Genomic DNA, 20,612 nt, shown 5'->3' with positions numbered 1-20,612 from the left:
ATTGTGCGCGCCCCACAACGCCCCCGCGGTGAGGGGCCCGCGGCGCGAGGGGAGGACCGGAACCGCGGGGCGTCAGCCGGGCGGGGCGGGCGCCCGCCGGATCCGCCGCGGGCGCAGCAGGACGGCCGCGTACGCGCCGCCGATGCCGCCGAACAGGTGCGCCTGCCAGCTCACGCCCGCGCCCGCGTCGATGATGCCCGCGAGCATCGAGGTGCCGTAGATCGCGGCGACGCCGATCGCGAGGAGGGCGTAGAGGATCCCGTGCCCGAGTGACGGCGCGACGAACGCCCGGACCAGCAGGTACCCGAAGTACCCGAACACGAGGCCCGACGCCCCCACCGTGATCGTCCCGGGCGGGCTGACGAGCCATACGCCGAGCCCGCCGAACACCGCGATGACGGCGGTGACGCCCCAGAAACGGCCCGCGCCGTCGAGCGCGACGAGCACGCCGAGCGCGAGGAAGGGCACGGTGTTCGCACCGAGGTGCGCCCAGCTGCCGTGGAGCACGGGGGAGAAGAGGATCCCGTCGAGCCCCTCCCACGCCCACGACTGGATCCCCAGCTCGCGGTTCGCGTCGTACGGGAGGAGGTCGTCCAGGATCCGCGCGGCCCACATGACGGCGAGGAGCAGGACGGGCTGCAGCAGCCGGGACGGAATGCTCCCGCCCGGGCGGGCGGGCGGTGCGGCGGGCATGGGACGAGTGTGACACGCCAGGCGGCGGGCGCGGCGCGACTCCAAGCAAACGGATACCTCCGCCTGTGGCGCCACCTCAGTGGCGCCGTCATGATGTGGGCACACCGCACCTGGAGGAGACGATCATGGCCCGCATTCCGGAACCCCGCCACACCCCCGACGGCCCCACGTACGAGGGGCGGCCGCTCGACCGCGTCGACGACGAGGTCGTCGACCAGGGGCTGAGCTTCGACCTCGGCACGCTCGTCGGCCGCCGCGGGATCCTCGGGCTCGTCGGCCTCGGCGCCGGGGCGGCGGTCCTGTCGGCCTGCTCGGCCGTCTCGGGCTCGACCGCGACGGCGACGGCAACCCCGAGCCCCTCGGCGACCGCGACGCCCACCCCGACCGCCTCCGCGACGACCCCGGCCGTGACGGTGCCGTCGGGCGAGATCCCCGACGAGACGGCCGGCCCCTATCCCGGCGACGGATCCAACGGCCCGGACGTGCTCGAGACCTCGGGAATCGTGCGCTCCGACATCCGCACGAGCATCGGATCCGACACCGTCGTCGCGGGCGTGCCCCTCGAGGTCATCCTGACGATCCTCGACATGGCGTCCGGCGACGTGCCGTTCGCGGGCGTGGCCGTGTACGCGTGGCAGTGCGACGCGGCGGGGCGCTATTCGATGTACTCGTCGGGCGTCGAGAGCGAGACCTTCCTGCGCGGGGTGCAAACGGCCGACGCGAACGGCCAGGTCACGTTCTCCTCGATCGTGCCTGCCTGTTACACGGGGCGGTGGCCGCACATCCACTTCGAGGTATACCCCGACGTGGCGGCTACGAGCGACTCGACCCAGGCGATCGCCGTGTCCCAGATCGCGATCCCCGCGGAGGTGCTCGGCGACGTGTACGCCCGCGAGGAGTACGCGGGCTCGCCCGAAAACCTGTCGCAGGTGTCGCTCGACACCGACAACGTGTTCGGCGAGGACGGCGGCGCCCTCCAGCTCGCGACGATGACGGGATCCGTCGACGCGGGCTTCGCCGCCGCGCTCGTGGCCCGCGTGGACACGTCGACGGAGCCCGCGGGCGGCGACGCACCGGGCGCGCCGCCCGCGTGAGCGCCTGGCGGGGGGTGAGCCCCCGCCAGGCGCCGGGGGCCTCAGGCGCGCGGGGCGAGGTGGTCCGCGTACGCCTTCGTCGTGAAGAACGGCGCGAAGGTCGGCGAGAGCGCGGCGTCGCGGAACACGTCGGCCGCGTCGTCGAACCGGTCCTCCGGCGTGCGCGGCGCGTCCCGCAGCACCGCGTCGATGAGGCCCGCGACGTGCTCGCGCGTGATGGCGGTGCCCTCGGTCGTGACGCAGTCCTGGCGGATCCACTGCCAGATCTGCGAGCGCGAGATCTCGGCGGTCGCGGCGTCCTCCATCAGCCCGTCGATCGCGACGGCGCCCTGACCGCGCAGCCAGGCCTCGATGTACCGGATCGCCACCTCGACGTTCTCGCGGACGCCGGCGTCGGTGATTCCGCGCCCGATGAACAGGTCGAGCAGGTGGCGCTCGCGCACCTGCACGTCCTCCCGGACGCGGCCGAGCTGGTGGGGACGGTCGCCGAGCACGGCGTCGAACTCCGCCTCGGCGACCGGCACGAGGTCGGGGTGGGCGACCCACGTGCCGTCGAAGCCGTCGCGCGCCTCGCGCTGCTTGTCGGCGGCGACCTTCGCCAGGGCGCGCTCATTCGCCTCGGGGTCGCGCCGGTTCGGGATGAACGCGCTCATGCCGCCGATGGCATACGCGCCGCGCCGGTGGCAGGTGCGCACGAGCAGCTCCGTGTAGGCGCGCATGAATCCGACCGTCATGGTGACCTCGTTGCGGTCCGGGAGGACGAAGCGCGACCCGCGCCCGCGGTACGTCTTGATGAGGGAGAAGATGTAGTCCCAGCGCCCGGCGTTCAGGCCGGCGCAGTGGTCGCGCAGCTCGTAGAGGATCTCCTCCATCTGGAACGCCGCGGGCAGCGTCTCGATGAGGACCGTCGCGCGGATCGTGCCGTGGGCGAGCCCCAGGTAGTGCTCCGTGAAGGTGAACACCTGATCCCAGAGTCGGGCCTCCTCGGCCTGCTCGATCTTGGGCAGGTAGAAGTACGGGCCGCGGCCGCGCTCGACAAGCTCTCGGGCATTGTGGAACGCGTAGAGGCCGAAGTCCACGAGGGACCCGGACGCCGCCATGGTGCGGCCGTGCGCATCGGTGAAGGCCAGGTGGCGCTCCTCGAGGTGCCAGCCGCGCGGGCGCATCACGATCGTCGGCGTACGCTCCGCGGTGACGGCGTACTCGCGCCCGTTCGCGGCCGTGTGCGTGAGGGTTCCGCGGATCGCCGCGGCGAGCGAGATCTGCCCGCCGATGACATTCTCCCAGGTGGGGCTCGTGGCGTCCTCCTGGTCGGCGAGCCACACCCGCGCGCCCGAGTTCAGCGCGTTGATCGTCATGCGCGGATCCGTCGGGCCCGTGATCTCCACGCGGCGGTCGGCGAGGCCGGGCCCGGGCCCCGCGACGCGCCAGGACAGGTCCTCGCGGATCCGCCGGGTGTCCTCGCGGAAGCGCGGATCCCGGCCGTTGCCGATCTCGTAGCCGTGGCGCAGCCGCGCGGCCAGGCGGTCGTAGCGCGGGCCCGCGAACAGCTCGTGGAGCTGGGCGAGGAAGGCGAGCGCGTCGGGGGTGAGGATTCCTGCGAAGCCGTCCCGCATCGGGCCGACGACGTCGATGGCGGGCGGGGTGCGGGGCGCCGCGCGGTGCGGGGCGATGGTCTGGTCGAGAAGGGTCATGATCGTATCCGTTCGGCGGGGAGGGCGGGTCAGTGGAACTGCTCGGACTCGGTGGAGCCCACGAGCGCGAGGGTCGAGGCCGCGGGGTTGAGGGCGCTCGAGACGAGGTCGAAGTAGCCGGTGCCGACCTCGCGCTGGTGCTTGGTCGCCGTGTAGCCGGATTTCTCCGCCGCGAACTCCGCGTTCTGGAGGGCGACGTAGGCCGGCATCGCGCGCTCGGCGTAGCCGCGGGCGAGGTCGAACATCGAGTGATTGAGGGCGTGGAAGCCGGCGAGGGTGATGAACTGGAACCGGTAGCCGACCTCCGCGAGGTCGTCCTGGAACCGCGCGATCTGCCGGTCGTCGAGAGCGGCCGACCAGTTGAAGCTCGGGGAGCAGTTGTAGGCGAGCATCTTCCCCGGGAATTCGGCGTGGATCGCGGCGGCGAACTCCCGCGCGAGCCCGATGTCGGGGGTGCCGGTTTCGACCCACAGCAGGTCGGCGTACGGCGCGTACGCGAGCCCGCGGGCGATGACGGGGTCGAGGCCGGGCTCGACGCGGAAGAAGCCCTCGCTCGTGCGCTCGCCCGTGCAGAAGGCGCGGTCCCGGTCGTCGACGTCGCTCGTGAGGAGGTCGGCGGCGAGCGCGTCGGTCCGGGCGATCTGGATCGTCGGGACGCCCGCGACGTCGGCCGCGAGGCGGGCGGCGTTCAGGGTCCGCACGTGCTGGCTCGTGGGCACGAGCACCTTGCCGCCCAGGTGGCCGCACTTCTTCTCGCTCGCGAGCTGGTCCTCCCAGTGGATCCCCGCGGCGCCCGCCTGGATCATCTGGTGCGCGAGTTCATACGCGTTCAGCGGGCCGCCGAAACCCGCCTCGGCGTCGGCGACGATGGGCGCGAGCCAGTCCCGCGTCAGGGCGCCCTCGCCGTGCTCGAGCTGGTCCTGGCGCATCAGCGCGTTATTGATCCGCCGGACGACCGCGGGAACCGAGTTCGCCGGGTACAGGGACTGGTCGGGGTAGGTCTGCCCCGAGAGGTTCGCGTCGGCGGCGACCTGCCACCCCGAGAGGTAGATGGCGGTCAGGCCCGCGCGGACCTGCTGCACGGCCTGGCCGCCCGTGAGCGCCCCGAGGGCGCGGACGTAGGAGTCTCCCCGGAGCTGATCCCACAGGCTCTCCGCGCCGCGACGCGCGAGTGTGGGTTCCTCCCGCACGCTGCCGCGCAGGCGGATGACGTCCTCGGCCGTGTAGTCGCGGGTGATCCCGGCCCAGCGCGGATCCGCGTCCCACTCGAGCTGCAGCTCGGCGGCGGTCTGCGTCTGCGCTCCGGCGCGGTGCGGGGTGGTGGTCATCGTCGATCTCCTCCGGTCGGGCGGCGGGTGCCGCTGTGTCTGGTGAGACCACGATCGGGGAAGAACCTCCCCGCGTGACCGCCGGATCCGGAAGAAATATTCGAGAAGTTCCGCATCGCGGATCTGTCTGGCATGATCTGGCCATGGATCCCCTCGACGACGAGACTCCGGACGGCGACGCGCTCGCCGTCGGACGCCGCGTGCGCGCCCTCCGGGTCGAGCGCGGCATGACCCTCGCGGCGCTCGCCGCGGCCGTGGGGCGCGCCCCCAGCCAGTTATCCATGATTGAGAACGGTCATCGCGAGCCGCGCCTGTCGATGCTGCGCGCCATCGCCCGGGCCCTGGACGTATCGGCGGACACCCTCGTGAGCGAGGAGCCGCTCGACGCCCGCAGCGCGCTCGAGGTCGCGCTGGAGCGCGAGATGCGCTCGCCGCGGTTCCGCGCCCTGGGCCTCACGCCCTTCCGGATCCCCAAGGGCATGCCCGACGAGGCGATCGCCGCGATCCTCCGGCTCACGGGCGAGATCGACCGGCTGCGGGACGAGCGCCAGGCGACGCCAGAGGAGGCCCGCCGCGCGAACCTCGAGCTGCGCCGCCTGATGCGGGCCCAGGGCAATTACTTCCCCGACCTCGAGCGGCAGGCGGCCGAGCTCCTGGCGGCGGTAGGCCATCCCGGCGGCCCGCTCACGCAGCGCGCGGCCGGCGAGATCGCCGCCCACCTCGGCGTGACGCTCCACTACGTCGCCGACCTCCCGGCGTCCACCCGCAGCGTGGTGGACCTGCGCCACGGCCGGCTGTACCTGCCGCACCGGGTGTCGGCGGATCCGCGCGCCGCGATGCTGCAGGCGCTCGCGAGCCGCGTCCTGGGGCACGCCGAGCCCGCGTCCTACGCGGAGTTTCTCCGCCAGCGCGTCGAACAGAACTATCTCGCCGGCGCCCTCCTGGTTCCCGAGGCGCACGCGGTGGCGGCGCTCGCGGAGGCGAAAAGGCGCCGCGCGATCTCGATCGAGGACCTGCGCGACGCGTACGCCGTCTCCTACGAGACGGCCGCGCACCGCTTCACCAACCTGGCCACGCGGCACCTCGACATCCCCGTGCACTTCCTCAAGGTCCACGAGTCGGGCACCATCACGAAGGCCTACGAAAACGACGACGTGAACTTTCCGACCGACCGGCTCGGATCCATCGAGGGCCAGCTCTGCTGCCGCCAGTGGACGAGCCGGGCCGTCTTCGACGTGGACGACCGGTTTAACCCCTACTTCCAGTACACCGACACGGGCGGCGGCACGTACTGGTGCACCGCGCGGGTTGAGCACTCGAGCCAGGGCGCGCACTCCGTCAGCGTGGGGGTGCGCTTCGACGACACCCGGTGGTTCGTGGGGCGGGACACCCCGCACCGCGGGGTCTCCCGGCACGCCGACGAGGTGTGCTGCCGCCGTCCGCCCGAGGGGCTCGCCGAGAAGTGGCGCGAGGGCGCCTGGCCGAACGTCGCGACGCCGCGGACGCTGCTTGCGACGCTGCCCACGGGGGCGTTTCCCGGCGTGGACACGACGGACGTGTACGCGTTCCTCGAGCAGCACGCGCCGACCTGATCCGCGCGGATATCGCCGGCGCGGCCCCGGCCGGCCGCTCCGCCGTTAGCGTGGAGCGGAACCTGATCGACGAGCGAAAGGAGACGCCATGACGCGCGTTCTCATCATCGGTGGCCACGGCAAGGTCGCCCTCCGTCTCGCGCCGCTGCTCGCCGAGCGCGGCGACGACGTCGCGAGCCTGATCCGCAACCCGGAGCACGTGGACGACATCGCGGCCGCCGGATCCACGCCGATCGTCGCGGACGTCGAGCAGCTCGACACCGACGCGCTCGCCGAGCTGTTCGCTGGATACGACCAGATCGTCTGGTCCGCCGGCGCGGGCGGCGGGAACCCCGCGCGCACGTACGCCGTCGACCGCGACGCGGCGATCCGCACGATGGACGCGGCCGCGCACGCGGGCGCGCGCCGCTACGTGATGGTCTCGTTCCTCGGATCCAAGCCCGATCACGGGCTCACGGAGGAGGACGGGCTGTTCCACTACGCCGAGGCCAAGGCGGCCGCCGACGCGTACCTCCGCGGCACCGATCTGGACTGGACGATCCTCGGCCCCGGCCCGCTGACGCTCGACGAGCCGACGGGGCGCATCGATACGGTGCACCCGGGCAAGGGCGTGGTCGCGCGCGGCGACGTCGCCGCCGTCGCGGCCGCCGCGCTCGGGGACGCCTCGACCGTCGGCCGCACGATCGCCTTCGGCAACGGCGACGTGCCGATCGCGGAGGCCATCGCCGGCTGACCACGACCCCGAGCCGCCCGGATCCGCCGCCCCGCGGATCCGGGCGGCTCTCGCGTGAACCCGAGGGTTTTCCCGCGGCCCGCGGGCCCGTAGGCTCGGGCCATGTCCCGCGCACTCCTCATCGTCGACGTCCAGAACGACTTCACGGAGGGCGGCGCCCTGGCCGTCACCGGCGGCGACGCCGTGGCCGCCGGCGTGACGCGCCTGCTGAACGAGCGCGCGCGGGAGTACGCCGTCATCGTGGCCTCGCGCGACTGGCACACGGCGGGCGAGTCGAACGGCGGCCACATCGCCGCGGATCCGGACTTCGTCGACACGTGGCCGCCGCACTGCATCGCGGGCACGCCCGGGGCGGAGTACGACCCGTGGTTCGACCCCGCCGCGGTCACGCACCACGTGAAGAAGGGCGTGGGCGTTCCCGCGTACTCGATGTTCGAGGGCGCGACCGACGATGGCCGGACGGTCGCGGGCATCCTGCGGGACGCGGGGGTCGAAGAGGCCGACGTCGTCGGGATCGCGACGGATCACTGCGTCCTCGCCTCGGCGCGCGACGCGCTGAGCGAGGGGATCCGCGTGCGGGTTCTCACGGACCTCGTCGCGGGCGTCTCGGCGGAGGCGAGCGCCGCCGCGCTCGACCAGCTGGCCGGCGCCGGCGCGACGCTCGCGACATCGGGCGTGGAGCGGTAGCGCGCGGCGCGGACACTACCCTGGTCCGGGACGCAAGGAGGACCGGGTGGAACGTCTGCTAGGGATCACGTGGCTCGAGGCCGGGGCGGTGGCCCTCGCGACGGTCGGCATGTATGTGGCGATGGTGTTGCTCGTGCGTCTGCTGGGACAGCGCATGCTCTCCGGGATGTCGAGCTACGACCTCGCCGCCGTCATCGCGTTCGGCGGCATCATCGCCCGCGCGGCCCTCGGCGACGCGCCGCGTCTCGGCGGCGGCCTTGTCGCGCTCGTCACCCTCGTGCTGCTGCAGGCGGCCTCGGGGGTCGTCCGGCGCACGAGGCTGGGCGCGCTACTCGTCGTCAATCGCCCGGTGCTGCTCATGGTCGGCGAGACCGTGCTGGAGCGGCACATGCGCCGCTGTCACGTGTCGCACGCCGAGCTGCACTCGCGCCTCAGGCAGGCGGGAGTCGGGCACCCCTCCCAGGTCGCCGCGGTCGTGTTCGAAGCGTCCGGAACGCTCAGTGTCGTGCGGGCGGGGCAGGAGCTGGATCCCGCGCTGTTCGGCGAGGTGCGGGGAGGGGAGCTCCTCGCACCGGTCCCCGTCCGCGGTCCCGTAAAGTAGTCGCGGGCCTATAGCTCAGTTGGCAGAGCATCGGACTTTTAATCCGCGGGTCGAGGGTTCGAGCCCCTCTGGGCCCACCATCCGCGCGTCGCGGGTCACCGAGGGGTCCGCGTAACGGGTTCCGAGGGGGCCTCCCACCGCCGCCGAGCCGGACCATACGCTCGTGTCCGCCGCACGCCTCGCCTCGGGGCGCGCCGCGGAAAGGACACATGCACCCGTCTCGCCTCCCCTTCGCCGTCTATCTGTTGGCGGCCGGCACGTTCCTCATGGGGACGACCGAGTTCGTCGTCGCCGGGATCCTGCCCGAGGTCGCCGACGCCTTCGAGGTCTCCGTCTCACAGGCGGGCCTCGCGATCACCGTGTTCGCGATTGGCATGGTCGTCGGCGCGCCCGCGATGGCGCTCCTCACGCTGCGCCTGCCCCACCGCGTCACGCTCGTCCTTTCGCTCGTCGTGTTCGGCCTGGGTCACGTCGGTGTGGTCCTCGCGCCGGACTTCGCGCTCGTGCTCGCGATGCGCGCGGTGACCGCGCTCGCGACGGGGGCCTTCTGGGCGGTCGCCGCCGTCGTGGCGGTGCGGCTGGCGGGCCCGGGCCGGAGCGCGGGCGCGCTCGGCATCGTGCTCGGTGGCGGCATGCTGGCGAACGCTCTCGGCGTGCCGCTCGGCGCCTTTCTCGGGCAGGCCGCGGGGTGGCAGGGGCCGTTCGCGGTTCTCGCCGTCCTCGCCCTCGCGCTGGCCTACCCGGTTTTCCGGCTCGTGCCGGCGTCGGCGGCCGGCGCCCCGCCGCTCGCGGGGGAGGTGCGCTCCCTCGGTTCCGGGCGCATGTGGCTCGCCCTCGCGGCCTGCGTGCTCATCAACGCGGGCGTGATGGGGATGTACAGCTTCGTCGCGCCGCTCCTCACGGACCGCGCCGGCATCGCGCCCGGCGCCGTGCCCCTCGTGCTCCTCGCGTTCGGGGTCGGGGCGCTCGTCGGCAACATCGTCGCGGGGCGCCTCGGCGACGCGCGCCCGTTCGCGACCATCCTCGTCATCCTCGCGAGCACGCTGGCGGCGGCGGTCGCCCTCCTGGCCTGGTCGACGTCGCCGGCGGCCGCGGTCGTCGCCGTCGCGTTCCTCGGCCTCGTGGGGCTGTCCGCAAACCCCGTACTCATCGACCTCGTCGTCCGGTACGGCAGCCCCGCCGCGGTGCTCCCGAGCGCGTTGGCGACGTCGATGTTCAACCTCGGCACCGCGATCGGATCCGCCGCCATCGGCGCGGGCCTCGCCTCGCCGATTGGGACGCTCGCGATCCCGCTCGGCGGCGCCGCGTTCGCGGTCCTCGTGTTCGCGCCCGTCCTCGTCCTCCGCGCGCGCGTGCGTCGCGAGAGGCGGTCCGCGCGCCCGTCCGACCCGGCGAGACGGGTTCGGACAGGGCCTCCCTCGCGCGGCAAGACCGTCGTACGGTGACAGGATGGACAACCGATCCGAGGTGCGCGAGTTCCTCATGTCGCGCCGGGCACGCGTCACGCCTGACCGCGCGGGCATCGAGACGTTCGGCGATCGCCGGCGCGTGCCGGGCCTGCGGCGCGAGGAGGTCGCCCGTCTGGCCGGCTTGAGCGTGGACTACTACACGCGCCTCGAGCGGGGAAACCTCCGCGGCGTCTCCGACGCGGTGCTCGAGGCGATCGCCCGGGCCCTGATGTTCGACGCGGCCGAGCGCGAGCATCTGTTCGACCTCGCGCGGAACGCGAACCCCGCCGGGGTCCGCGCGCCGCGCGAGGCGGCCGACGCGACGGTGCGCCCGGAGCTGCAGTACCTGCTCGACGCGATCCAGACCGCGCCCGCGTTCCTCCAGAACAACCGGATGGACCTCGTCGCGGGCAACGCGTTGGCGCTCGCCATGTATTCGCCGCTCTACGCGGGCACGACGATCAGGCCCGTCAACTTTTCGCGACACATCTTCCTGGATCCGTCCGCGCGCGACTTCTACCCGGACTGGGATCGCGCCGCGTGGACGAACGTCACGATTCTGCGCCGCGAGGCGGGGCGCAACCCGCGCGACAAGCGGCTCCAGGCGCTCGTGGGCGAGCTCTCCACCCAGAGCGTGGAGTTCCGCGAATACTGGGCGGCGCACGACGTGCGGCGCCACTACGCGGGCCAGAAGACCTTCCGGCACCCCGTGGTCGGTGGGCTCGAGCTGCACTACCAAACCCTCGAACTCGACCAGGACCCCGGGCTCTCGATGACGGTCTTCGTCGCAACTCCCGGATCGCCCACGGAGGAGTCCCTGCGCCTGCTCGCGTCCTGGGCCATGACCGAAGACGCCCCGCGCACGGCGCACCGCGCCGCGTCGACGGAGCGCGCGTAAAGGAGAAGACACGATGACAACGATGGCAATTGTGGGGGCCGGACCGGGGCTCGGGCTGGCGGCCGCACGGCGGTTCGGGCGCGAGGGGTTCGACATCGCCCTGATCGCGCGCGGCGCGGACAAGCTCCACGCCCTGGCGCAGGAGCTCGGCACGGACGGAATCACCGCCCGCGGATACGTCGCGGATGTCCGCGATCCGGAGGCCCTGACCGGAGCGCTGGCGACGGCGGCGGCCGACCTCGGCCCCGTCGAGGTGGTGCAGTACAGCCCCGTCCCCGCGCGCGAGTTCATGAAGCCCGTCCTGGAGACGGCGGCGGACGACCTCCGCGGGCCGCTGGAGATGTCGGTGCTCGGGCCGGCCGCGGCCGTGCAGGCCGTCCTGCCCGGCATGCGCGCGCTCGGTCGCGGAACCATCCTCTTTCCGAACGGATCGAGCGCCGTGCGCCCGCGCGACGCCGTCACGGGCACGTCGGTCGCGTTCGCGGGCGAGGCCGCCTACGCGACCCTTCTGCACGACGCGCTGGCGCCCGAGAACATTCACGTGGCGCAGCTCATCATTCCCCTCGGTATCGGCGGGGGCGAGCCGGACCACGACGCCGACGCGCTGGCCGATCGCCTGTGGTCGCTACATTCCGAGCGCGGGGCGTTCCGCACGTTCGTGCGGCCGCTTGACTGAGCGCGAGTCGGGAGAGGCGTCCCGCGCCTCGGTCCCGTCCCGGCGCTTCAGGAGGCGAGCGCGATCGTCGTCGCGGCGACCGCGACGAGAGGGAATGCCCCCTGGGTCACGGCCGCCCGCCGCTTGTCGGGGGAGGAGATGAGCAGGACGAGTGCCGCCGCGAGCATGCATCCCGTCCCCGCGAGGACCAGCGTGGGGCCGGCGACCCATCCCCCGGCCGTGAGAACGACGCCGAGCGCTGCGAGGACCGCGAGGAACAGGTTGTAGAACCCCTGGTTGAACGCGAGCTCCCGGGTCGCCGCCGCCTCGTCCGGGGACGTGCCGAAGGTCGCCCGCGCGCGGGGCGACGTCCACGCGACCGACTCGAGCCAGAAGATGAACACGTGCAGCGCGGCGGCAAGCGCCGCGGCGACGAGACCGACGATCAGCATGGCAGGCTCCCGGACCCTCCCGCGCCCGATGCGCGGGGACCTTCCACATTGTGCCGCACCGGGGTCCTCACGTCCGTGCGCGAGCGTAGCCTGGAGGGCGATGACGAGCGATTTTCCCCGGCCGGTGTTCCGGCCCTCTGGCACCTTCGACCGCCTCTTCGCCTCGGAGGACCCGGCCGAGGTGTCTCGCGCCGCGCACCAGACGGCGGCGACGCTCCTCGCGCGCGTGCGGGCGGAGGAGGACCCGGAGGTCGTCGATCGCCTCATCCGGTTCGCCTCGACGCACGGCATCGACGACATCGCGCAGCTCTGGTCGCGCTCGCCCGCGAAGACCCTCCCGGGCACGCTGTGGCGGCTATATCTCGTGCAGGCGAGCATTCACGCCGATGCCGCCCTCGCCGCGTTGCTCTACGAGCGCGGACGCGCCGCGCTGCACACGGGCGACGCGATCGTCGCGGGCGCGCCGACGCCCGCCTCGCCGCCCGAGCTCGTCGCGCTCATCGACACGATTCTCCGCGGCGCGTTCACGGGCGACTTCGCGATCGCCCTGGATCGCACCGCCGCGTTCTGCCGGGTGGAGGCGTCCGGGGCGACGCACCTCGCCGACGACGCGGAGGCCACGGAGCCCGAGCGCGCGACGGCCCTCACGACGCGGGCCCTGCGCCTGTCGTCGATCGCGGACGACCTCGACGTCGCCGCGCGGCTGTGGCGCCGGGACGAGCTGATCTGAGGCGACGCGCACGTCACGGCGCATGGCGCCTTCCGAACGCAGAGGTGCCGGACCGCAGAAAACGCCTCTCGGCGGAAGGCCGCTCGAAGCGGCAAGAGTTGGAGCCCGGGGTTTTGACTGCGGCCCGGCACACCCAGTGTAACGAGGAGCCCCGGGGGATCATTCCCCCGGGGCTCCATGTTCGCTCAGAACTCGCGGATCACCCGAAGCGGCCCGAGACGTAGTCCTCCGTCGCCTTCACCTGCGGCGCCGTGAAGATCTTCGTCGTCTCGTCGTACTCAATGAGCTTGCCCGGCTTGCCCGTGCCCGCGATGTTGAAGAACGCGGTCTTGTCGCTCACGCGCGAGGCCTGCTGCATGTTGTGCGTCACGATGACGACCGTGTACTCGTTTTTGAGCTCGGCGATCAGCTCCTCGATCGCGAAGGTCGAGATCGGATCCAGGGCCGAGCACGGCTCGTCCATGAGGATGATGTCGGGCGAGACGGCGATCGCGCGCGCGATGCACAGGCGCTGCTGCTGGCCGCCGGAGAGGCCGGATCCCGGCTTGTCGAGGCGGTCCTTGACCTCGTTCCAGAGGTTCGCGCCGCGCAGCGAGCGCTCGACGAGCTCGTCCTGGTCGCCGCGCGACATACGGCGGTTGTTGAGCTTCACGCCCGCCAGGACGTTTTCCTTGATGGACATCGTGGGGAACGGGTTCGGGCGCTGGAAGACCATGCCGATCTGACGGCGCACGAGCACGGGGTCGACGGCCGAGTCGTACAGGTTCTTGCCGTCGACCAGCACCTCGCCCTCGACGCGCGCGCCGGGGATGACCTCGTGCATGCGGTTGAGGGTGCGCAGGAAGGTCGACTTGCCGCAGCCCGACGGGCCGATGAAGGCCGTGACCGTGCGGGGCTGGATGTCGATGTTGACGCCCTCCACGGCGAGAAAGTCGCCGTAGTAGACGTTGAGGTCGTTGACTTCGATGCTCTTGGACACCTGGGGGATCCTTCTGTGTTGTCTCGAGAACGGGATGCGGGTGGCGCGTCAGCGACCGGACATCTTGGGCGCGAAGATCTTGGCGATGAGCCGCGCGAGCAGGTTCAGGGCCATGACGATCACGATGAGGGTGAGGGCCGCCGCCCACGCGCGGTCGAGCGACGCGTCGGGGTTGGCGGCGTTTGGGTACATGTACTGCGTGTACGCGTACACCGGCAGCGTCATCATCTGGCCGTTCGACTCCTCAAACGGGTTCAGCTGCAGGTTGTTCGTGTACCCGGCGGTGAGCAGGAGGGGCGCGGTTTCGCCGATGACGCGGGCGATCGAGAGCATGATCGAGGTCGTGATGCCGGCAATCGAGGTGGGCAGGACGACCTTGACGATCGTGAGCCACTTCGGCACGCCGAGCGCGTAGGACGCCTCGCGCAGCTCGTTGGGGACGATGCGCAGCATCTCCTCGGACCCGCGCACGACGACGGGGATCATGAGCACGCTGAGCGCCAGCGCACCCATGATGCCCATCCGCACCCCCGGCCCGATGATGAGGGCGAAGACCGAATAGATGAACAGGCCCGCGACGATCGAGGGGATGCCCGTCATGACGTCGACGAAGAACGTGATCGCCTTCGCGAGCCGGCCGCCGCGGCCGTACTCGACGAGGTAGATCGAGGTCATGAGGCCGATCGGCACCGAGATGACCGTGGCAAGCCCCGTGATGATGAGCGTGCCCCAGATGGCGTGGACGGCCCCGCCGCCCTCGCCCGTGATGTTGCGCATCGAGAAGCTGAAGAACTCGGCGTCGAAGCGGGCCAGGCCGCTGACGATGACGGTCCAGAGCACCGACACGAGGGGGAGGCAGGCGATCACGAAGGCGGTCGAGACGAGGCCGGTCATGAGCCGGTCGGTCGCGTGGCGGCGGCTCTCCGCGATCGTCGACAGGAGCATGATCGCGACGAGGTAGATCACCATGCCGACGAAGAGGGTGCCGGCGATGTTGAAGTCGGCGACCTCGCCCGAGGCGTTCGCGAACGCGAAGATGATGGCCGACAGGACGAAGGCGCCGGCGAGCACGGCCCACGCGGTGCCCTTGGGCAGGCGTCCGGAGGTCAGCGCGCCCGTGGGAGCGGAGACGGTTGCGGTGGTCATGTCAGTTCGCTCCCGAGAACTCGGCGCGGCGGTTGACGATCCAGCGCGCGATCGCGTTGACGATGAACGTCACGATGAAGAGGATGAGGCCCGTCGCGATCAGGGCGTTGACGCCCGTTCCGTATGCCTCGGGGAAGTCGAGCGCGATGTTCGCGGGGATCGTGAGCGGGTTCCCCGACTGCAGGAGCTGCAGGATGATGATCGGGGATCCGGAGAGCACCATCGTCACGGCCATCGTCTCGCCGAGCGCGCGCCCGAGCCCGAGCATGGCGCCCGAGACCATGCCGCCGCGGGCGAAGGGCAGGACGGCCATCGTGACCATCTCCCAGCGCGTGGCGCCGAGCGCGAGCGCCGCCTCTTCGTGCAGCTTGGGGGTCTGGAGGAACACCTCGCGGCAGATCGCCGTCATGATCGGCAGGATCATGACCGCGAGGACGAGCGAGGCGGTGAGGATCGTGTTGCCGGTGGGGGAGACCTGGCCGCCGAAGAAGAGGCTGAAGACCGGCCAGCTTCCCACGGCGCCGTTCAGCCAGACGTAGAACGGCTGGAGGAAGTTCGAGAAGAAGATCGCGCCCCACAGGCCGAAGACGACCGACGGCACGGCCGCGAGCAGGTCGACGACGTAGCCGAGGAGAGCCGCGAGCCTGCGCGGGGCGTAGTGCGAGATGAACAGCGCGATGCCCACCGCGATCGGCGTCGCGATGACGAGCGCGATGAGCGAGGACCAGAGCGTGCCGAAGATCAGCGGCCCGACGAAGCTCCAAAACGACTCGCCGTCGAGGATCGGGTTCTCCGCGGGGTCGCCTGTCATCGCGGGGATCGACTGCCCGATGAGGAAGAACGCCGTCGCGGCGAGGACGAGCAGGATCAGGATTCCGGCGCCGAGCGCCGTTCCGGAGAACGCGATGTCGCCGGGGCGCTTCTTGGCCTTGATGCTGCCGGCCGGGGTCGATGAGGGCGGCGCTTCGGGTGCTGTCGCCTTCTCAGAGGTGCTCATGGGCTCCCAGTCTTCGAGGATCGTGCAGGAGAGGGGGTCATGCGGGTGCCCCCGCGGTCCCGTCGAGCCGTGCTCGAGGGGGGCGCGGGGGCACCGGTGCCGGATTCAGCCTACGGCCGAACGTCGGGCGTGTGAGGTCACTCCGTGACGATGGCGTCGATCGCGGTCTGCGCCTGCTCGCGGAGGCTGTCCGAGATCGGGGCGCTGCCCGCGGCCTCGGCGGCCGTGTCCTGGCCCTCGGCCGAGATCACGTAGCTGAAGTACTCCTTGACGAGCGTCGCGACCTCGGGGTCCTCGTAGTCGACGCAGCCGATGAGGTAGGACACGAGCGCGATCGGGTAGGCGCCACCGGTCGCCGAGGCGGGGTCGACCGCGAAGACGAGGTCCTGGGCCTCGCGGCCCTCCTCCAGCGGCGAGTTCTCAATGAGGGCCGAGGCGGCCTCGGCCGAGTACGACACGTACTCGCCGTCGACGCCCACGGCGACCTGGCCGGCGTCCTCGGGCGCCTGCGAGGCGTCGAGGTAGCCGATCGTGCCCTCGCCGTCGGCGATGATCTGGCGCACGCCCTGCGTGCCCTGGCCGCGCTCCGTGCCGTCGATCGGCCACTCGCCCGAGACCTCGTAGGTCCACACGTCGGGCGCGGTCGCGGCGAGGTAGGTCACGAACGTCTCGGTCGTGCCCGAGTCGTCCGAACGGTTCACGGGGGTGATCGCCGTCGAGGGCAGGTCCGCGTCGGGGTTCTGGTCCGCGATCGCGGCGTCGTCCCAGCTCGTGATCTCCCCCGCGAAGATCTTCGCGATCGTGTCGGCGTCGAGGTTCAGCGTGTCGATGCCCGGAAGGTTGAACGCGAGGGCGACGGGGGAGATGTAGGCCGGGACCTCGACGATGCTCTCCGAGGTGCAGCTGCCGAACTCGCCGAGCTCCTCCATCTCGAACGCGCGGTCGGAGCCGATGAAGTTCGAGGCGCCCGAGATGAAGTTCTCGCGGCCGGTGCCCGATCCGGTGGGCTCGTAGTTGACCGTGGCGTCGGGGTTCGCGGTCTGGAACGCGGCGACCCAGGCCTCCTGGGCGGCGGTCTGCGAGGAGGCGCCGGTCGCGCCGATGGTGCCCGACAGGCCCGAGGCGGTCTCGCCCGAGGAGGTGTCCGAGCTGGCGCCTTCGTTCGCGGCGCAGCCGGCGAGCGTGAGGGCGGCGACGGCGCCGAGAGCGGCGACGCCGGAAAGACGAGTGAGCTTCACGAGAAGTTCCGATCCGTTGAGGAGGACAGGTCTGGCGCTGGGAGGGACACCCAACGAGAAGCGACGCTAAGCGCGGTGTCTGTCCGGGCGCCAGACTGAAGGTAAACGGTCGGTGAACGCGACTTGGAGAATGCTCAGAGCGCGTAGTCGGCGATCACGGGCGCGTGGTCGCTCCACCGCGCGTCGTACGACGGGTAGCGGTCGACCCGGTATCCCGACGCGAGCGCGGCGAGTGCGGGGGTCGCCAGGTGGTAGTCGATGCGCCAGCCCGTGTCGTTGTCGAACGCCTGCCCGCGGTTCGACCACCACGTGTAGGGGCCGTCGACCTCGCCGGCGTGGGCCCGCCCCACGTCGATCCAGCCGAGCCCGGCGCCGGTCGAGCCGTCGACGCACGCGACGGCCTCGCCCGCGGGGGCGAGCCACCGGTCGAAGTACGCGCGCTCGCGCGGAAGGAAGCCCGCCTTCTTGCGGTTACCCCGCCAGTTCTTGATGTCGAGCTCGCGGTGGCCCACGTTGAGGTCCCCCGTGACGAGGGCGAGGGATCCGGCGCCGTTGAGCTCCTCGAGTCGCGCGGACATCGCGTCGAGGAAGGCCCACTTCTGATCCTGCTTCGGAGTGTCGACCTCGCCCGTGTAGACGTAGGCGCTGACGACGGTCACGACGCGGTCGCCGACGGCGAAGTCGGCTTCGAGCCAGCGGCCGTGCGAGTCGAGCTCCTCGCCCCCGAGCGCGATCCGCGACGCTGCGGCCGGTTCGCGCGAGGCGATGGCGACGCCCGCGCGGCCCTTCTGCAGCGACTCGTGCTCGAGGATCCGCCAGCCGGGGAGGAGGCTCTCGAGGTGTTCGCGCGTGCCGCGCACCTCCTGGATCGTGAGGATGTCGACGCCCGAGGCGTCGAGCCAGGCGTTCATGCCCTTGCGTGCGGCGGCGCGGATGCCGTTGACGTTGACGGAGGCGATGCGGGTCATACCCCCAGGCTATGCGAGAGGTCCGACACGCGACGACGGCCCGGATCCCTGAGGGATCCGGGCCGTTGCGGCGACAGGGGTCAGGGGCGCCCGCGCAGGACGGCCTGCTTGACCTCCGCGATCGCCTTCGTGATCTCGATGCCGCGGGGGCACGCCTCGGTGCAGTTGAAGGTCGTGCGGCAGCGCCACACGCCCTCCTGGTCGTTGAGGATGTCGAGGCGCACCTCGGCCTCGTCGTCGCGCGAGTCGAAGATGAAGCGGTGCGCGTTGACGATCGCGGCCGGGCCGAAGTACTGGCCGTCGGTCCAGAACACGGGGCACGACGAGGTGCACGCGGCGCAGAGGATGCACTTGGTCGTGTCGTCGAACCGCGCGCGGTCCTCGATCGACTGGTGGCGCTCCTTGCCCTTGTCCGGGACGCTGCGCGACTGGAGGAAGGGCTGGATCTCGCGGAAGGACGCGAAGAACGGGTCCATGTCGACGATCAGGTCCTTCTCGAGCGGCAGGCCCTTGATCGCCTCGACGTACACCGGCTTCGAGATGTCGAGGTCCTTGATCAGGGTCTTGCAGGCGAGGCGGTTGCGCCCGTTGATGCGCATCGCGTCGGATCCGCAGATCCCGTGCGCGCACGAGCGGCGGAACGCGAGGGATCCGTCGACGTCCCACTTGATGCGGTGCAGGGCGTCCAGCACGCGGTCGGTGGGGTACATCTCCACGTCGTAGTCCACCCAGCGCGGCTCGGCGTCGACCTCGGGGTCGAACCGGCGCACCATGAACGTCACGAGGTACGACTGGATGGCTTCGCTCTCGACGGGCGCCTCGGCGACTGCAGACGACATCAGTACTTCCTCTCCATCGGCGGGTAGCGCAACTCGCCCGCGTCATCCTTCGTGAAGGTGACGGGCTTCCAGTCCAGCGTGATGTGGTCCTCCGGGTTCGACGAGTGCGGGTCGCCCGTGAGGTAGGCCATCGTGTGCTGCATGTACTTCTCGTCGTTGCGGTCGGGGTAGTCCTCGCGCATGTGGCCGCCGCGGCTCTCCTTGCGGTTGCGCGCGGCGTAGGCGACGATCTCGGCGAGGTCGAGCAGGAAGCCGAGCTCGATGGCCTCGAGCAGGTCCGTGTTGAACCGCTTGCCCTTGTCGTCGACGTAGACGTTCATGTAGCGGTCGCGCAGCTCGTGGATCGTGCCGAGCACGTTCGTGAGCGTCTCCTCGGTGCGGAACACCTGCGCGTTCTTGTCCATCTCGTCCTGCAGCGTCTTGCGGATGTCCGCGACGCGCTCCGTGCCCTGGGAGGAGCGGATCCGCTCCACCATCTCGCGGACGCCGCGCGCCGGGTCCTCGGGCATCGGGACGAACTCGGCCGTCTGCGCGTACGCGACCGCGTTCGTGCCGGAGCGCTTGCCGAAGACGTTGATGTCGAGGAGCGAGTTCGTGCCGAGGCGGTTCGAGCCGTGCACGGAGACGCAGGCGCACTCGCCGGCCGCGAACAGGCCGGGGACGACGGTGTCGTTGTCCGCGAGGACCTCGCCGTCGGTGTTCGTCGGGATGCCGCCCATCGCGTAGTGCGCCGTCGGCATGACGGGCACGGGCTCCACGACGGGGTCGACGCCCAGGTACGTGCGCGCGAACTCCGTGATGTCCGGGAGCTTGGTCTCGAGCACCTCGGCGCCCAGGTGGGTGCAGTCGAGGTAGACGTAGTCCTTGTTCGGGCCGGCGCCGCGGCCCTCCAGGACCTCCTTGACCATCGAGCGGGCCACGATGTCGCGCGGCGCGAGGTCCTTGATGGTGGGGGCGTAGCGCTCCATGAAGCGCTCTCCCGAGGCGTTGCGCAGGATCGCGCCCTCGCCGCGGGCGCCCTCCGTCAGGAGGATCCCCAGGCCCGCGAGGCCGGTCGGGTGGAACTGGAAGAACTCGATGTCCTCGAGCGGCAGGCCCTTGCGCCACACGATGCCCACGCCGTCGCCCGTGAGGGTGTGCGCGTTGGACGTCGTCTTGAACATCTTGCCGAAGCCGCCCGAGGCGAACACGACCGACTTGGCCTGGAAGACGTGCAGGTCGCCCGTCGCGAGCTCAAGCGCGACGATGCCCGCGATCCGCGTCGTGCCGTCGTCATCCTTCACCGTGACGAGGTCGAGCGCGTAGAACTCGTTGAAGAAGTTGATCCCCAGCTTCACGCAGTTCTGGTACAGCGTCTGGAGGATCATGTGGCCCGTGCGGTCGGCGGCATAGCAGGCGCGGCGCACCGGCGCCTTGCCGTGCTCGCGCGTGTGGCCCCCGAAGCGGCGCTGGTCGATCTTGCCGTCGGGCGTGCGGTTAAAGGGCAGGCCCATGTTCTCGAGGTCGATGACGGCGTCGATCGCCTCCTTGGCGAGGATCTCCGCGGCGTCCTGGTCGACGAGGTAGTCGCCGCCCTTGATCGTGTCGAAGGTGTGCCACTCCCAGGAGTCCTCCTCGACGTTCGCGAGCGCCGCGGCCATGCCGCCCTGCGCCGCGCCGGTGTGGGAACGCGTGGGGTAGAGCTTCGTGACGACGGCGGTCTTCGCGCCGGGGCCCGCCTCGATCGCGGCGCGCATGCCCGCGCCGCCCGCGCCGACGATGACGACGTCGAACTGGTGGTGGTAGACGCCGTCGATGAGCTCGGCGTCGGGGTAGGTCTGAGAAGTCATTCCTCTGTCAA

Annotated in this window: 20 protein-coding genes and 1 tRNA gene; 10 read left to right on the top strand and 11 right to left on the bottom strand. The window is 71.4% G+C overall.

The features are described 5' to 3' along the window. Nucleotides 1–72: 72 nt before the first annotated feature. Nucleotides 73–693 (bottom strand): rhomboid family intramembrane serine protease, encoded by a 621-nt coding sequence (locus G8E01_RS10090; RefSeq protein WP_166319270.1) that lies wholly within the window; start codon nt 691–693, stop codon nt 73–75. Nucleotides 694–818: 125 nt separating this feature from the next. Between G8E01_RS10090 and G8E01_RS10085 the strand changes: the two genes are divergently transcribed. After that, nucleotides 819–1,787, top strand: coding sequence for a dioxygenase family protein (locus tag G8E01_RS10085; protein WP_166319268.1), 969 nt, complete (start codon nt 819–821; stop codon nt 1,785–1,787). A gap of 41 nt (nt 1,788–1,828) precedes the next feature. On the opposite strand, the gene aceB is transcribed toward G8E01_RS10085, so the two are convergent. Then, nucleotides 1,829–3,481: a malate synthase A gene (aceB, locus tag G8E01_RS10080; protein WP_166319266.1), complete on the bottom strand. Its 1,653-nt coding sequence runs from the start codon at nt 3,479–3,481 to the stop codon at nt 1,829–1,831. 29 nt (nt 3,482–3,510) lie between these two features. Next, a complete protein-coding gene (gene aceA, locus G8E01_RS10075; RefSeq protein ID WP_166319264.1) occupies nt 3,511–4,809 on the bottom strand; it encodes an isocitrate lyase in 1,299 nt (432 codons plus the stop codon). A 143-nt stretch (nt 4,810–4,952) separates the two neighbouring features. Between aceA and G8E01_RS10070 the strand changes: the two genes are divergently transcribed. The 8 genes from G8E01_RS10070 to G8E01_RS10035 all read left to right on the top strand — a co-directional run bounded on the left by G8E01_RS10070 (nt 4,953) and on the right by G8E01_RS10035 (nt 11,444). Further along, nucleotides 4,953–6,401 (top strand): helix-turn-helix transcriptional regulator, encoded by a 1,449-nt coding sequence (locus G8E01_RS10070; protein WP_166319262.1) that lies wholly within the window; start codon nt 4,953–4,955, stop codon nt 6,399–6,401. Nucleotides 6,402–6,489: 88 nt separating this feature from the next. After that, complete coding sequence (locus G8E01_RS10065) at nt 6,490–7,134, top strand: NAD(P)H-binding protein (RefSeq protein WP_166319260.1); 645 nt, start codon at nt 6,490–6,492, stop codon at nt 7,132–7,134. A 102-nt stretch (nt 7,135–7,236) separates the two neighbouring features. Further along, nucleotides 7,237–7,821, top strand: coding sequence for an isochorismatase family protein (locus G8E01_RS10060; protein WP_166319258.1), 585 nt, complete (start codon nt 7,237–7,239; stop codon nt 7,819–7,821). A gap of 46 nt (nt 7,822–7,867) precedes the next feature. Continuing rightward, nucleotides 7,868–8,422: a YetF domain-containing protein gene (locus tag G8E01_RS10055; protein WP_166319256.1), complete on the top strand. Its 555-nt coding sequence runs from the start codon at nt 7,868–7,870 to the stop codon at nt 8,420–8,422. Between the two features lie 4 nt (nt 8,423–8,426). Further along, a tRNA-Lys gene (locus G8E01_RS10050) sits at nt 8,427–8,502 on the top strand. Nucleotides 8,503–8,631: 129 nt separating this feature from the next. Further along, nucleotides 8,632–9,867 (top strand): MFS transporter, encoded by a 1,236-nt coding sequence (locus G8E01_RS10045; protein WP_166319254.1) that lies wholly within the window; start codon nt 8,632–8,634, stop codon nt 9,865–9,867. 4 nt (nt 9,868–9,871) lie between these two features. Beyond that, nucleotides 9,872–10,768, top strand: coding sequence for a helix-turn-helix transcriptional regulator (locus G8E01_RS10040; protein ID WP_166319252.1), 897 nt, complete (start codon nt 9,872–9,874; stop codon nt 10,766–10,768). A 13-nt stretch (nt 10,769–10,781) separates the two neighbouring features. Beyond that, on the top strand, nt 10,782–11,444 hold the full coding sequence (locus G8E01_RS10035; RefSeq protein ID WP_166319250.1) for an SDR family NAD(P)-dependent oxidoreductase: 663 nt from the start codon (nt 10,782–10,784) through the stop codon (nt 11,442–11,444). Nucleotides 11,445–11,491: 47 nt separating this feature from the next. Here G8E01_RS10035 and G8E01_RS10030 read toward each other — a convergent pair whose 3' ends face one another. Continuing rightward, nucleotides 11,492–11,875, bottom strand: a complete 384-nt coding sequence (locus G8E01_RS10030; RefSeq protein ID WP_166319248.1) for a DUF1304 domain-containing protein — start codon at nt 11,873–11,875, stop codon at nt 11,492–11,494. Between the two features lie 100 nt (nt 11,876–11,975). Here G8E01_RS10030 and G8E01_RS10025 point away from each other — a divergent pair, with 100 nt between their 5' ends. After that, nucleotides 11,976–12,605 carry a DNA-directed RNA polymerase subunit beta gene (locus G8E01_RS10025; protein ID WP_166319246.1) on the top strand — a complete coding sequence of 210 codons (630 nt, stop codon included), beginning with the start codon at nt 11,976–11,978 and terminating at the stop codon, nt 12,603–12,605. Nucleotides 12,606–12,804: 199 nt separating this feature from the next. Here the strand turns inward: G8E01_RS10025 and pstB are convergent, their stop codons facing one another. The 7 genes from pstB to sdhA form a co-directional block, all read right to left on the bottom strand. Continuing rightward, entirely contained in the window at nt 12,805–13,584 is a 780-nt protein-coding gene (gene pstB / locus G8E01_RS10020) for a phosphate ABC transporter ATP-binding protein PstB (RefSeq protein ID WP_166319244.1), read from the bottom strand. A 48-nt stretch (nt 13,585–13,632) separates the two neighbouring features. After that, complete coding sequence (gene pstA / locus G8E01_RS10015; protein WP_166319242.1) at nt 13,633–14,730, bottom strand: phosphate ABC transporter permease PstA; 1,098 nt, start codon at nt 14,728–14,730, stop codon at nt 13,633–13,635. Between the two features lies 1 nt (nt 14,731). Beyond that, nucleotides 14,732–15,727 (bottom strand): phosphate ABC transporter permease subunit PstC, encoded by a 996-nt coding sequence (gene pstC / locus G8E01_RS10010; RefSeq protein ID WP_166319240.1) that lies wholly within the window; start codon nt 15,725–15,727, stop codon nt 14,732–14,734. A gap of 137 nt (nt 15,728–15,864) precedes the next feature. Next, nucleotides 15,865–16,965: an extracellular solute-binding protein gene (locus tag G8E01_RS10005; protein ID WP_166319238.1), complete on the bottom strand. Its 1,101-nt coding sequence runs from the start codon at nt 16,963–16,965 to the stop codon at nt 15,865–15,867. A gap of 134 nt (nt 16,966–17,099) precedes the next feature. Next, nucleotides 17,100–17,933, bottom strand: coding sequence for an exodeoxyribonuclease III (locus tag G8E01_RS10000; RefSeq protein ID WP_166319236.1), 834 nt, complete (start codon nt 17,931–17,933; stop codon nt 17,100–17,102). An 80-nt stretch (nt 17,934–18,013) separates the two neighbouring features. Then, the gene (locus tag G8E01_RS09995) at nt 18,014–18,772 is read right to left on the bottom strand and encodes a succinate dehydrogenase iron-sulfur subunit (RefSeq protein ID WP_166319234.1); all 759 of its coding nucleotides are present in this window, start codon (nt 18,770–18,772) and stop codon (nt 18,014–18,016) included. Next, on the bottom strand, nt 18,772–20,601 hold the full coding sequence (gene sdhA / locus G8E01_RS09990; RefSeq protein ID WP_166319232.1) for a succinate dehydrogenase flavoprotein subunit: 1,830 nt from the start codon (nt 20,599–20,601) through the stop codon (nt 18,772–18,774). The genes G8E01_RS09995 and sdhA overlap by 1 nt, the downstream gene beginning before the upstream one ends. Nucleotides 20,602–20,612 lie beyond the last annotated feature (11 nt).

It is taken from the genome of Microbacterium excoecariae, assembly GCF_011326725.1.
In the GTDB taxonomy this organism is placed as follows: Bacteria; Actinomycetota; Actinomycetes; order Actinomycetales; family Microbacteriaceae; genus Microbacterium; species Microbacterium excoecariae.
The sequence above is the reverse complement of the archived record's forward strand: the minus strand, read 5'-3'. Positions and strand labels throughout refer to the sequence as shown.